This is a genomic window from Frisingicoccus sp. (assembly GCA_016298055.1).
Lineage (GTDB): Bacteria > Bacillota > Clostridia > Lachnospirales > Lachnospiraceae > Frisingicoccus.
In genome coordinates this window covers 1-14246 of sequence record JAEDDO010000046.1, presented here as the reverse complement: position 1 = coordinate 14246, position 14246 = coordinate 1, and the positions used below count along the sequence as shown (strand labels likewise).

At 41.8% G+C, this 14246-nt stretch carries 10 protein-coding genes; all 10 read right to left on the bottom strand.

Annotated elements, in window-relative coordinates:
- Positions 1-145: 145 nt before the first annotated feature.
- Positions 146-313 carry a hypothetical protein gene (locus tag QZZ35_RS05540; RefSeq protein WP_291236500.1) on the bottom strand — a complete coding sequence of 56 codons (168 nt, stop codon included), beginning with the start codon at positions 311-313 and terminating at the stop codon, positions 146-148.
- Between the two features lie 239 nt (positions 314-552).
- A complete protein-coding gene (locus QZZ35_RS05535; RefSeq protein ID WP_291236499.1) occupies positions 553-1857 on the bottom strand; it encodes a TIGR02679 domain-containing protein in 1305 nt (434 codons plus the stop codon).
- Positions 1814-5911 carry a TIGR02680 family protein gene (locus QZZ35_RS05530; RefSeq protein WP_291236498.1) on the bottom strand — a complete coding sequence of 1366 codons (4098 nt, stop codon included), beginning with the start codon at positions 5909-5911 and terminating at the stop codon, positions 1814-1816. The genes QZZ35_RS05535 and QZZ35_RS05530 overlap by 44 nt, the downstream gene beginning before the upstream one ends.
- A complete protein-coding gene (locus QZZ35_RS05525) occupies positions 5901-7046 on the bottom strand; it encodes a TIGR02678 family protein (protein ID WP_291236497.1) in 1146 nt (381 codons plus the stop codon). The genes QZZ35_RS05530 and QZZ35_RS05525 overlap by 11 nt, the downstream gene beginning before the upstream one ends.
- A gap of 4 nt (positions 7047-7050) precedes the next feature.
- Entirely contained in the window at positions 7051-8532 is a 1482-nt protein-coding gene (locus QZZ35_RS05520; RefSeq protein ID WP_291236496.1) for a TIGR02677 family protein, read from the bottom strand.
- Positions 8533-8597: 65 nt separating this feature from the next.
- The gene (locus QZZ35_RS05515) at positions 8598-10310 is read right to left on the bottom strand and encodes an IS1096 element passenger TnpR family protein (RefSeq protein ID WP_291236495.1); all 1713 of its coding nucleotides are present in this window, start codon (positions 10308-10310) and stop codon (positions 8598-8600) included.
- A 12-nt stretch (positions 10311-10322) separates the two neighbouring features.
- Positions 10323-11006, bottom strand: a complete 684-nt coding sequence (gene cobI / locus QZZ35_RS05510; protein WP_291236494.1) for a precorrin-2 C(20)-methyltransferase — start codon at positions 11004-11006, stop codon at positions 10323-10325.
- 121 nt (positions 11007-11127) lie between these two features.
- Entirely contained in the window at positions 11128-12507 is a 1380-nt protein-coding gene (locus QZZ35_RS05505; protein WP_291236493.1) for an FMN-binding glutamate synthase family protein, read from the bottom strand.
- Positions 12508-12578: 71 nt separating this feature from the next.
- Positions 12579-13295: a gamma-glutamyl-gamma-aminobutyrate hydrolase family protein gene (locus tag QZZ35_RS05500; RefSeq protein ID WP_291236492.1), complete on the bottom strand. Its 717-nt coding sequence runs from the start codon at positions 13293-13295 to the stop codon at positions 12579-12581.
- Positions 13296-13449: 154 nt separating this feature from the next.
- Positions 13450-14246, bottom strand: a 797-nt coding sequence (locus QZZ35_RS05495) for a toll/interleukin-1 receptor domain-containing protein (RefSeq protein WP_291236491.1), incomplete at its 5' end; no start/stop codon positions are given.

Below are 14246 nucleotides of genomic sequence, written 5' to 3'. Positions count from 1 at the left end.
ACACTCAAAATCTTTTGTCAACAACTTTTTTATTTATTTTTAAGTTGTTGTTTTCATTTGCTGTGCTCTCTCGCGACAGCTTTGATATAATATCATGGTTTTTGACAGATGTCAACATATTTTTTTAATTTTTTTAATTACTTTTTCAACGACTTTTCCAATCAGATTCTTCATTTTTATTCCTTTTCCATTCAGAGATCCACTTTTCCTGTTCCATATCCTCCAGCTCTTCGCTCCCATATTTTGAAGCACAGCAGCAGGCATACATCAGGAGTCCAATAAATAAACATAAGATAATACTTATTGCAGCCATATCATTCTCCCATACAAAAACTTTTTTCTGAAAATAATACTTCGAACGAAGTCTGTGAATTATAAAAAATAAGATACCTTACGGCCTAAGATCCCGTTTTTTCCAACGAGTACAATTAAACGTTTCTTATGTTTATTATATCGACATTGGCCTGCTGCTGCAATTATCATCGAAAGATACCTTTCGATAAAAAATGGCATTTTACACCTGCTTTTGAAATTTTGTCCGGTTCTGAAAAATTACAGATAAACGGACCATATATTTTCCTGATAGCCCGCCATTTTAAACCGCCGGATAGCCTCAGCTGTCTCTATCAGATTTTTATCCGTAATGCGGTCCAGTATTTTCATTCGTTTTTCCCCAATCGCTTCCTGGGACCGGCTTTTTAAATACATTTCTTCCGACATATGCCAGTATTCAAAATCACCCGGATAATAGTTTTTCAGCTTTTGAGCAATCAAAAGTCCTTCCGGATCAAAGTCACCGGCATAATAAATCCTTGTATCTGATTTTGACAACAGATCCAACACAATAAGAGAACTCAGCCGGGGCTGACCGTTCATGCACATACATGATCTTTTTCCTCTCCATTTTTGGCAGAGCAGGGCATAAACAGAAGGATTTTCCACAATATACATGACATTATCCGCACATTCAGCTCTTTCCCAGGATGCAATAACATTCAGAGGAACCTGGACCATATCGCCCTCCTGACAAAATCCGTCCATTCCGGCATGCAAACTGCCATCCTTCTTCCGAACATTCATGCCTGAAACCATTGCATAATTTGAAATATCATCCCGTAAAATCCCCACTGAAAAATAAAGCTGCTGCTTTTGCATAGAAGGAAAAATTTCCGAACGCACAATTTCCATCCCGCGTTTTTTCACATCCCAAAGAGCCATCTTATATAAAATCTGCCCTTCCCTTGTCCCCTCATCAAAAGCATGGGGATTACCCGTTACGACCGCTGCAAATACAGCCAGATATTCGCATTTGTTCTGTCTGTAGGGCAAAGCATTCAATATTTTTGCCGCAAGATGCATGTTCTTTATTTTTTCTTCTATTGTGTTTCCGAGTTCCTTAAAAGTAATTTTTGAATCGGAAGAAAATTCACCGATCCATTTCTCCGCCGGTGTCTTCTCATAAAATTGTCTGATCTCATCGAGAGCCTGATGCCATCTCTCCGCCTCTTTCTGTTTTTGCTCTTTCTTTCCTGTCATTTCTTCCTGAAAATACAATTCCAGTAAATCTTTCGGTCCGATTTCGCCAAAACGACTGTTTTTTAACGCTTTTTCGAAACGGGATGCCGATATGGATGCAGATTTTTGCCCATGAAAATTTTTCTGAAAAAAGCCTTCCAGATCTTCAATGTCATCCAATGTCAGATTTCTAAGAGAAACCGTCCCCGAAAAACTTCCGTAGGATTCATATTTTTCCCGGAATCCGCGGAGAAGCCGGTCAAAAACCGGCCTCTCGCAAAAATATTCCATACAATCTCTATCCGGCGAATTCTGAAGCTCTCTGTTCCATTTTTTCTTCATTTTCCAACATCTCCTTCGCCTTTCCATTCCATAGATATGGCATGACTGTCACAAATTTGGCATTTTCAGGACGTAACAGCTGATAAATTGCCAATGCATCCAAAGTATCACAGTCTCCCCACAAAACCTGGGAATTAATAATAAAATCAAACTGAAATTCGGTCATGAGGCGGAACATATCCCTAATATTTTTATTATCTACTCCGGCAAATGCCTCATCAAGCGAAATCAATCGCGGTGCGTCTGCCCGGCCGCCCTGATACTTGGCCACAACGGCAGAAAACAGAGGAACATACATGGACATTGCTTTCTCACCACCGCTGAACGTTCCAAATACACTGTTTGTCAGCTCTTTGACACGTTCACCGCTCTTCTGTGAAAAAAGCTGAAATTCAAACCACTTTCGATAGTCCAGAGTATCCTTCATGACCTGATAAAACGAAATCATACCGCCGCTGTCTCTTGCATTTCTTCTGGCTTCCTCCACCTTTGACCGGAAATGCTGAGAAAGTCTTGCCGCCTCATCTTCCCGCATGACACGGTAATCCTTTTTAAGCAGTTCAACCAGTTCCCGCGTATCCAGCTGATCCTCCGTCTCAGCCGTTTTACTTCGCCATCTGAGACTCAGCTTTAATCCGCTGGAAGTATTCATTGCGCCCATCAGCGCATTCATTTTATCTACCCATGTGTTCGAACTGTTTATTTTTCCACGGATTTTACGGCTCACCGTATTGGCAAGTATATCCTCAAAAAGTTCTCTGTCGCCATCTTTAATCAGTTCCTCCAGATCCCGGATTTCGTCCTCCAGATGCCCAAGCAGCTTATGAAACGGAATCTTCACCCCCTGATACCGGGCGATAATATCCTGTCGCTTTGCACCCGGATCCCCCCGCTGGGCCATATCATCCAATTCACCGAATAATTCGGTCTGTATCAGCTGATAATCATTCAAAAAACCTCTGTTTTCAAAATAAACCTTATTCAGATCACTGATCACATTCTCTTTTTTAAGGGTCAGACAATCATTTTCCAGATAATCCCGCACCTTTGCCGCATCCCTGGAAATTTCTTCCGGTATGTCAACGTAAAGCAGACCTTTCTCCGCTTCATAACATCGGCATAAATAGTCATCCCTCCGGTCATATTCCCGGATACGTTCTCTGTTTTCCTCAAGCTGCTGCCTTAAATTATGAATTTGTGCATTTTTTTGTGTTTTTTCTTCGACACATTCCTGAAGTTTTTGTGGATATTCCCTCAGCCACTTCACACATCCGTCCAGCCGCTCTCTTATTTGTTCATAATCCGTAAGTTTGAGCTGTTCCTGTATGGAAATAAACTCTTCACGGTCGGATTTTAAAGATTTCTCCGTTCTTCCCGCATCATATCGAATCTGATCCATGTCCGCATCCAGATTTTCCATGCGTTCCTCCAATTCGCTCAAATGATAAACAATCTGAAGATATAATTCATGCCCCGATTTCAACTGATAAAAATGCTGACCGTAGGATCTGCACGCTTCATCTGCCTTTAAAAACACTTCATAACTGCAGTTCAGATAAAGCTTATCCGCAATCTGAATAGCTTTTCTTTTAAGCTGTTTTAAAGCCTCCGACATTTCCCGGAGCTGTTCTTCTATCTTAAGCCCCTCCGCCTTCATCCGCTCTGCTTCACGACGTCCGTCGGACATCATGCGAAAAGCTTCTCGAAGATCCACATCCGACGGAAACGCATCATACTCTTTTGTCAGCTGTCCGATACGCTCATCAAGCGCCTTCTTTTCTTCAGACAGTTTTTTCATACTGATCTCAATTTCTTCCAGCGCTGCTCTGCATGCCTCAATTTTTGCCAGACGATTCTGTTCCCTTGCCCGTGTTCCAAGAAATCCTGCCTCGTATTCTCCTGTCACCGTTCCGGTAATCACACCGTGACGATAAGTTCCATCCGCAGCAATTGACGTCATACCTTCGCCATCATAACCGATATTTCCGAGTATATTTGTAATTCTCTGATTAAAGAAAATGTCATTGACCGAATCATTCAGTTCGAGAACATCCAGAATACTCTTTTGGACACGATGATCCTGCATAAACAGATAATGATCATGACACCCCTCCGACATGGAAAGAACCTGATCTCTGTAACCTTCTTCAATAACAAGTGCATCAAGGATCCCCATATAAAACAAGGCTTCTTCCAGACGATCACAGGCTTTTTTATCCAGATCATGTCCAAATTCAATCACCTTATAAAATTCCAGATAAGGAATATTCATTTCCTTCAGACGCTTTCTGTTTTTTAAAACAGCTTCACTTCTCGGCGGTTCCGGCTCTTTATGATTTTCCCACTCTGAAAGCTCCCTCTTTTTCTCTTCATATTCATTCTGAAGCTCCTGATAAAGCATCCGGTTTTTCTGAAGTTCCGCATTGATCTTTCCTTTACTTTCAATCCAGATATCCGCAATAACCTGGCGTACCTTTCCGTAATCCGAATCTTCGCCGTAATTTTCCGCAAAGTGTGCCATCTCCTTCAAAGATTCTTTTGACAGCACCAATTCTCTGTTATTTCCATTCCATCCATACAGAGCTTCCTTCCACTCATTCTGAATCTGAACAAAAACATTCTCCAGCTCACTGACACGACGTTCTGCTCCATCCGTCTCCCTCTGATGTTTTTCACGCTTCAAAAGCAGTTCTTCCGCCTGCCGCTGGCGGCTGTCCGTCTCCCGCAAAACAGACAGCCCTTCTTTGATTCCCTCACCTGTGCGCTTAAACTGTTTTTCATGAGAATCAAAGGCATAAGGCTTATTCAGCTCATTTTTCAATTCCATGCTAAAAAACGCATGTTCCTCAAAGGCCATATCATCCGCCTCGTCCTGCATCTCTTCCAACAATTCTGTAAGCTCTTTTTCCTTCTGATATTCCTTATCCAACTCTGCCTTTTGTTTTTCTTTGACCTCAATATACATATCCTGCTTTGCCTTAAGCTGATCTTCCTTCGTCTTAAGCACAGCTTCCTTCTCAGCGATCCGCTCACCCAGCTCGATTTCTCTGGCTTTCAGTCCAACCGCATCACTCTTGCTCAGAGAATCTTTTTCCTTCTCCATCGCATCTTTTTTTGCATCCAGATCGGACTTTATTTTTTCCAGCTCCTCCACCCGGTTCTCACATGTACAAATAAGTTCCTGTCTTTCTTTTTCCTCCTTCTCCAGTGCTGTCAGTCTTTTCCTGTTTTCCGTATAATGATCCGCCTTCTCAAAAAGAACAAGCCGGTTATATTTATCAAGAACCCGGAAAATCTTTTCCGCCGCCTGTTTTCCTTCCTGACGGGCTTTCAGATTCATATTCATTGTATCCATATTTTCAATGGCTTCCGACATTGGTCGAAGATCCTCATCAGATAATGGCTGAAGTGAATCACTTAAAATATCATTGATAACCGACGGTTTAAAGTCCTTTGAAAGCTTCGGTGTACGAAGCTGAATCAAAAGGTCAATCATTTCTTTATATTCTTCCACCGTCTCAAATCCGAAAATCTGCCGGTTCACATAATCCATATACTCTGCCTGACGGTCAAATACCTGCCCTCCGCCCTGGATACGATTTTCAAGTTCCTTTCTTGAAAGGGTCACTTTCTCGTCCGTCTCTTTATAAAGAAAAAAGTCCTTTCCGATCCGTCGTCCGTCTGACAGACCAAAATACCATTTATCGAGAGGTTTTCCCCGTCTTGCACGGATTCCCATACCGATGGTCAAATAGGTATCACTTTCACTGCGCTTAAATTCCAGATAAAGATATCCGGTGCGTTCATCCCTTCCGTCATCCTCCTCCAGAAGGTAACTGCTCATTTTTCTGTCTCTTGAACCAAAAGGATCCAGACGTTCCGGACTCATATTACCATCAAGAAGAAGCGGTACCACACTCTGCATTGTGACAGATTTTCCCGAACCGTTCGAACCTCTGAGCAGCATTCGTCCTTTTACAAAAGGAAATTCCTGTTCATCGTAATACCAGAAATTGATCAATCCGATTTTATTTGCCTGCCATCTACTGTTCATTCTTATTTCCTCCTGTGTAATCCTCCGGATAACATCCGGCCATTTTGCCGGCTGACGGATATATCTCTACCTGATGTTGGTTTTCATCACACTGTATAAAAGTCCATCGTTCAAGGCTCTCCGTCAATTCACGGACAAATTCTCCCTCCGGCATCTCTCTGTAATTTTTAGTGAATCCGGAACCTTTCTCCGCCTTCACTTCTTTAAGCATGTTCTCAAATTCAATCTTTTCCACAATAATCCTGTCATCACTTCCGGTTTTCCACAAACCGCCGGTCACTTTTTCACGAATCTTCCCGCAGCATAATAAAATAATATCGGACAGTGCATTATTTCCCGGAAAGGCAGAACCCATACGACAGTCATCGCCCATCATAAAAAATGCACTGCCTTTATGAATATGGACCTGACAGTCGAAATTTTGTTCCAGATCTTCAGCCAATCTTCGTCCGTAATATTTCAGATACTCAAAATCCTCCTCCGGTCCTGCGTTCTTGTACATTCCCACAGAAAATAACAGCCGCTTATATACTCGATGACGTCTGGCAATTCCCCGATCTTCATCCACATCAAACCAGTCGCTCTCCCTGAAGTCTTCCGGACTTGTGTAATCCATAATGTCCCTTGAAAAATTCCGCATAAAATACCGGGAAGCTCCCGTATTTTCATAGAGCACTTCTCCCGATTTTTCATCCATAAACAGATCGTCACTTCCGTCCGTAACTTTAATAAGTCCCTGAGATGCCGCATAACGAAGCACCTTCACCATACGCCGGCGATTGGTATAAATAGTCCAGTCCACCGGTGTCCCCGGCATATTCGCCTCAATATATTCGGTCAGCTGGGAAAGAATAAACTGTTCCTCCCCGTCTTTATCCTCCAGAAACATGAGAAGCATGCACAAAAAAACGTACTCTTCCCGTGACGTAAAATCCTCAATGCCCATAAAGGCTTGAGGAATAGCCGGTATTTTTTCCATCTTTACCAAAAGAGAATTTTCAATAATCTGGCATCCCATCTTCTCTGTCGCAAAACGCCGGATCTCCCCGATTGAATCACGGACTTTATAATAAAGTTCTTTATCTTCTGATTTTAATATCCATCGCCTGTCCAGCAAAATCTCCAGTTCCTTCATATTCTTATCCTTCCTGAAATACAATAGCTAACTTCGGCATCGTAAAATTTCCATCCTCACAGTGAACCACACACTGTTCCTTCGCTCCCGACATATCCAGCACATATTGTCTGCCATCATCTGTACGTGCCGAATAATCACCATCTTCCAGCGCATCTGACAGCCACTTAAGCAAAATCTCCCGTACCCTGGAATCAATGACCGGAAGGCAGGCAAAATCAATTCTCCCATCCTTTTCAAGAGCCTCGATCTTCTTTTTATCCTGCCTGATCTGTTCAATCATCTGTTTGCGTGTCGCTTCTTTTTCTGTTGAATTTTCTCTGATTGCACTTCGTCTCGACCGCTCATGATAACTTCGTATTCTAGGTTTTAATACAAACTCCAAAGCAGATTCCTCATACACACTTTTATTCATACTCTCCGTCTCTCTCGGCCTGTCACCTTTTAAATGAATCGGCCTTTCAAGTCCGAATACCATCGCTGACATTTTATGTGCTTCCGAAATATCATCGCATTTCATAAACATTTCGGCTACTTTACGGTATTCCTCCCGCCTGTTGGCACCGAGGGCATTTTTCTCACTCAGTTGGGCCGCATAGCGGGTAATACGCCGTATGATCTCATTTGTCGCATCAAATAATTTTCCCGCCTCATTTTCTTTACCGTTTTCTGAGACAAACCAACTGTAAATGCTCTGATAACGGCCCCTTGTCTTTTCCTCGATCATCTCATAGGACACTTCTGTTTCCACTCTCGGAATAGCTAATTCATAGGCAATGACCTTTTCAAATATCCTATTCAGAAGATCTTGGTCAATTGCCCGGAGATTTTCTTCGATCACTCCCACATTTCTCTGAAGACCCTTAATAAAATTTCTCAAATACTCAATCAGTTTATCCTTAAACACAAGAAATTCCTTCGTCCGCATCATCTCTTCCGCTTTTACACTGTTCAGATCCCGGATATAGTCCTGATAATTTTGATTCAGACGGATAAAATCCGTATTCAGATCTTTCCACCATGTATATACAACATCTCTGTCCTTTTCGCCCATTTCCGGAAACTGTTCGATACTATGCCGGATCCGCTCCAAAAGAGAGGGTTCCAGAGAAGCTCCCTCGATCAGCAGATTTTCCAGGCGAAGAACAAGACGTTCAATCTCCACGCTATATTCAGACATCTGATAACGAAACTTTTTATTCTTAAATTCTTCAATCGAAGATACCTTTCTCGTATCCTGAATCGCCACAAGGTTCTTCCATTCCGTCAGAGCCGCCAGATCCTGCTGGCACTGATCCATCCTGTATTCGGAAAAATAGGGATCCTGTATCATCTCTGCATAGACTTCTTCCTGATACATCCAATATTTTAACTTCTCATAATTTTCAAAAAAAATGCGCATAATGCTCCGATACCGGTCAACATTATCCGCATTTAAATATTTCGCTTCCGTCAGTGGTCGAATTAATTTTTCGGTTACATGCATGACTTTATACCCTCCACATATGTGGTTTCAGTATAACCTTGACAGTCGCAAAATGCAATATTTTGCTATTTATTTTTTCCGCAGCAGTGTTTATACTTCTTTCCGCTTCCGCACGGGCAGGCATCATTTGGATAGATTTTCCGTCCACCCGGAAATTGAATAATCTTCTTATCTTTTTGCCTTGTTTCCTCAGCGGTATGGCCTTTATAATCCCATTTTCTTATATAATTGGACAATCTTAAAATCTGTTTCTCAGCCTCCAGTATCTGTTTCTGCGAAGAAATTTTACAACCCCAGCGAGCTAATGCCTCAATCAACTCCTCAACATCCGCATTCATTCGGATGCCATCCTGAATCTGCATGAAAATCATCATATCCTCAGGTGATTTTTTATGGAATTTTTTATGAAGATATTCCATGAAAAACTGTGTCTTCTCATCCGGTGCCTGACTCTCGGTTTGTCCGTATTTGATAAACTCCTCCTTATCTTCCGGGATGTAGTAGGAAAAAGGTTCCTGAATTTTCATAATAAAACGAAAGAGATCTTCTTCCAAAAGGTCTTCATCCATAAGGAGACCTTCACGCAAAGCATAAGGCGCACCCCTGTCGATCAGTTCTTTTATACGCTGTCCTGCCTCTTTTATATCCATATCGGTATTTTCATAGGAATTATAAATTTCCACAAATTTTTCCACCGGAATCACACCATATAAAAAGACGGCTGAATCACAATAGACCAGAAATCTATGTCCGATGGCACATTCCTTTTTAAACTCGGGCGTACAGATCTTTTCATATTTTTCCTGTACATCAACAGGAACACGATAAAATCCCATTTCCGAATTGTACCCCCCATAGGTTCCAAGCAGAAAATACCGGCTGATGATATCCTCATTCATACAGATACCATTTTCTTTTATCGCTTCTTCAAACAAGTTTAATTCTTCCTCGGATGCCTTCAGAAGTGTTTCCTTCATAAATACGGTTTCAAGCAAATGATTTTTTAACCACTGGGCAAGCTCATTCTTTTTAAACTTATTGTATCCGGTAAATCCATGCATTCTGGCGATATATTTCAAGTCTTCCTTTTTATAGCACATAAATACATCTTCCAGACTCGAAAGAGGCGGCAATGTTTCCCGAAGACCATCTTCATGAATCTTCATAGCTTCCATCAAGCCTTCGATCTCTTTTCGGCTTTCCTCATCCTCACCTGTAAGACCTGATAATAACTTTCCAAACATTTCCATAGCTTCTCTATATTCATCATCATCGGCCATCCAGTCATCGTCCGCTTCCGGATAAGTCTCAACCAGATTCCATGTCTGAAACTTCTCATTTACAGCCTCCATATCAAAAGGCTCTGCCTCATCAATATACTCATAAAAGCCCCATATGCCGCCGCAATCCTCAATCATATTCGGACCTTTATATTTTGTCACCTGAGGATATCGCTCTTCATATGGCACAATCTTCTCTACCTTGACCGTATGCACCCAGTCATCACCAAAATCATAAACATAGCTGAAACTTCTTCCTTCTTCCATCCATGGATCAATGCATGCATCTGCGGTATCCTCATCACTCCCAAAAGGTGTTCCGATAAATTCCGCTTCCCTGTTTCCAAATTCAAAAGCAAACATATGATCATGTGTCCAGCCGAAAGCAGCTTCTATAATATTATCCAAATCAGCAAAGGTAATGTGCTCCGGAACAATGATCCTTCTCCAAATCGGAGGACGACTGTTTTTTATTGTTATCTTCAGTTGATATCCCATAGTAAAACTCCTTTAATCCTTTACAATAATTATCGAAAAGTAGCTTGTACTGTCATCAAGTTCATTCAAATCTTTATAAATCTTTTCATTTTCCATTCCGCAGCACTCTACCATGACTGCCTTATCTATCATTCCTTCCTCCCGCAAAATATCACGCACTTCAAGAATCGCCCGATTTGCCTTCATAAGCACCTTTGTTCCCTGTGTATGAAGCCCCTCTCTCACATTCTCATAGGAAGAAGGAAGAATCGTCAGCGTCTCATCCCTTTCACACAAAGACATATTCAGCCTTGCTGCCGCTGCACAAAAAGATGTGATTCCCGGAATGATCTCCGTCTCATATCCCCGTTTCATCATAAGCTCGTTGACCTGCATATAAGACGAGTAAACCGTAGGATCTCCCAGCGTAATAAATGCCGCATTCTTCCCCTGATCAAGGTATCCTGACACTTTATCGCAAATGGCTTCATAATTTTCTTTCAACACCTTCAGATTCTTCGTCATCGGCATTCTGCATTCCACGATCTCTTTTCCATCAATATATTCCTCGACAATACCGAAAGCCGTCTTCTCACCGCTCCTCATCACAGGAACCATAATGACCTCCGACTCCCGAAGCACTCTCAAGGCCTTTAATGTGATCAATTCCCTGTCTCCCGGTCCGACACCGACTCCATATAATTTACCCTTTTTCATCACCGTCTGTCCTTCTTCATTTATGTTATCCTAATCTTATCATGAATCCCCTAGAGTGTCCAGAGGACGGGTTCGGGTGTCTGGGGGGACGGGTTCGTAGCCACCAGACACCCCCAGAGTTTTATGCATGCGGTATATTCGTATATTCTGAAATTTCCCGATTTATAGTTACAAGATCATCTACTGATAAATCATGGAGATTCGAATGTCCCGTAATCCGCGCAAAGGTTTTGAGTTCCTCAAGGGAAACGTTCAAATAATTGGCAACTCTCTGTGCCGCAACATCACCTTTCAGCCTTGCACGCAAAGATGGATCCTGAGTTGCAATACCAGCAGGACACATTCCCGTTCCACAGATCCGGTACTGCTGACAGGCTGCCGCCATCAAAGCTGCTGAAGCCACAGCAATAGCATCTGCTCCCATAGCAATCGCTTTTGCAAAATCTGATGATACCCGAAGCCCTCCTGTGATAATCAAATCGATATCTGATCCCACAGAATCCAGATATTTTCTTGCCCGATATAAAGCATATATTGTAGGAACGCTGGTTGACTCTCTTAGGAAGAAAGGACTGGAACCGGTTGCTCCTCCACGGCCATCAATAGTAATGAAATCAGGCTCGGCAAAAACGCAGTATTCCAGATCTTTTTCTATCCTTCCCGCTGCAATCTTAATGCCGACAGGACGGCCCTCAGATGCCTCACGAAGCATAAAAACAAGTTCCTTCAAATCTTCTTTTGTCTGAATATCCGGGAATTTAGACGGACTCTGAATATCCTTTCCGATCTCTTTTCCTCTTATGGCTGCAATCTCCCGTGTCACCTTATCACCAGGCAAATGCCCTCCCATTCCCGGTTTTGTTCCCTGACCGATTTTAATTTCAATTGCATCCGAAGTTCTGAGATTTTCCGGCGTAACACTATAACGATTTGGCACATACTCAAATATGTATTTATGTGCTGCAGCCTTTTCCTCAGGAAGAATACCACCTTCGCCGCTGCACATAGCTGTCCCGGCCAGTGCACTGCCCTTCGCCAGAGCTATTTTTGTCTCTTTCGAAAGCGCACCAAAAGACATGTGTGAAATAAAAACAGGATTATCAATCACTAATGGTTTTTTTGCATGTTTTCCAATCACAGTTTTTGTATCCACAGCTTCTCCGTCATTCAATGGAGGTGGATTCAACTGTGCACCGAGAATGAGGATGTCATCCCATCCCGGCATTTTCATCTGAGTTCCCATAGAACTGTGAAGTGATTTTCCACTGACAGCCATCTCATGAATCTCTTTCATATAACGGCAGGAATCATCCTGTCTTGCAAATAAGCTGTCATATTCCAGACTCATCACCTTCTGATCATTCTCAACTTTCTGCTTCTGATCAGCCACCGAATACACCTCAAATTTACCCGTCTGATGGCAAATTGGACATACATATCCTTCCGGAAGTTTCTCTCCATCAAAAATATAACCGCACACCGAACATTTAAAACTCATCATATCACTCTCCTTTTTTGGGACAGGTTCCATCCGGATGGTGGCTGTGAACCTGTCCCCCAGACACCTGTCCCTTACCTATCCCAATTATACCATATGGATTTCACGAAAGCACGAAATATTTCTCTGCTTGATTGATCAGATAAATAGGAAAATTCAGGGTGCCATTGGACGGCCCACAAAAATTTCTGGTCCGGTTTATATACAGCTTCGATCAAACCATCTGTTGACTTTGCCATAACACAAAGGTCCGGTGCCAACTCTTTGATTGCCTGATGATGGTAACTGTTCACGGACAGTTCTTCCTTCTTTAGCAATTCAAATAAGGGCCCATTTTTTACAATATGTACATTATGAACCGGAACATCGTAGGGCGGCTTTTGATGATGCTCTACGGCAGAAGGATGTTGTGTCGGAAGATCCTGATACAAAGTACCGCCTAATGCCGCATTTATGAACTGAATTCCTCTGCATATTCCAAGAATTGATTTATCCCGTTCCATTGCCTTATTTAATACAATTCTTTCCATCTCATCACGCTTCTTACAGGTCACTACCGTATGATTCAAAGGTTCTTCGCCATATATCTCCGGTGACACGTCATGCCCTCCGGTAAACAAAACACCATCCACCATATCCAACAATTGCTCAATTTCCCTCTCATCCGTTGTCAGCGGCAACATGATCGGGAGGCCGCCTGCCTGACGAAGACCATCCATATATCCCGGCAGCATCCATATACTTTCCTTTTCATCATCCCATAACGGTATCACACCTACTATTGGCAACATATTTTATCATCTCCTTATACACAAAAAGCAGACAAAGGATCATTCGACACCTTTGTCTGCTACTAAATACTATATAATATTCATACCTGATTAATCAAGAGAAACTATAACAAATCATATACATATTCAACGTCCTTGCCGTACGAATATGCCATTATTTCAATTGAAATTTCATATGTGCCCTTGCAATTCTTTCCATTAATTCAACTAAAGGAGTATAATCCGCCATTTCTGGTGAACTATTTATATCAAAGCAACGTCCGCCACTTCGATACCAGTTTTCATCTGCAGAGGATATCGCCGGTTTTCCTATAAAAACCGGAATTATTGTTTCGCCGCCATTACAACAATTCAAAATATAATCCAAATCTTTCTGATTGCATTCTGTACTATTCTTTGAAATAAGCATGACAATCACACCATATATTATGCTGTATGTATAATTATCATTATCTTTTTCTTTTATATTCTCATCTGTCCATACCATAAAATCTTTCTTTCTGAGTGCTTCAATAATCCTGTCTGCATATGCCTTATCCACAGGGTCATATGACACATAGATTGACAAGTCACTGGAAATCTGTAGAATTTGTTTCTTCAATTCTTCCATCGGTTTTGATAAATCCAATGTCCATATCTTATCCTTACCAGACTCCATAATATAGGCACGCTCATAATCCACATACTTCGACTTTCTTGAATTATCACTGTCACAGAATACAAACCAATCCCGGGCATCAATTTCTCTTTTCAATAGTTGAAAAATTTCATTACGGCCTTCATACGTATTACTGTCCAGACACTTCAAATGAAAAGCAAGTGGATTGTGACCATATTTTTCAAATTCATTTCTTATCTGACGAACATATGCGATATCTTTACTCGAATGCGACAGAAAAATCCAACTTCCCCTCATAATTTCTACATTGCTCCCAAAATTATTTATCCTTA

Excerpts from the sequence above, each read along its gene's own strand:
- QZZ35_RS05530 (WP_291236498.1), bottom strand. The coding sequence starts at position 5,911 with ATGAACAGTAGATGGCAGGCAAATAAAATCGGATTGATCAATTTCTGG.
- QZZ35_RS05515 (WP_291236495.1), bottom strand. The coding sequence starts at position 10,310 with ATGGGATATCAACTGAAGATAACAATAAAAAACAGTCGTCCTCCGATT.
- QZZ35_RS05520 (WP_291236496.1), bottom strand. The coding sequence starts at position 8,532 with ATGCATGTAACCGAAAAATTAATTCGACCACTGACGGAAGCGAAATAT.
- QZZ35_RS05525 (WP_291236497.1), bottom strand. The coding sequence starts at position 7,046 with ATGAAGGAACTGGAGATTTTGCTGGACAGGCGATGGATATTAAAATCA.
- QZZ35_RS05500 (WP_291236492.1), bottom strand. The coding sequence starts at position 13,295 with ATGTTGCCAATAGTAGGTGTGATACCGTTATGGGATGATGAAAAGGAA.
- cobI (WP_291236494.1), bottom strand. The coding sequence starts at position 11,006 with ATGAAAAAGGGTAAATTATATGGAGTCGGTGTCGGACCGGGAGACAGG.
- QZZ35_RS05540 (WP_291236500.1), bottom strand. The coding sequence starts at position 313 with ATGGCTGCAATAAGTATTATCTTATGTTTATTTATTGGACTCCTGATG.
- QZZ35_RS05535 (WP_291236499.1), bottom strand. The coding sequence starts at position 1,857 with ATGAAGAAAAAATGGAACAGAGAGCTTCAGAATTCGCCGGATAGAGAT.
- QZZ35_RS05505 (WP_291236493.1), bottom strand. The coding sequence starts at position 12,507 with ATGATGAGTTTTAAATGTTCGGTGTGCGGTTATATTTTTGATGGAGAG.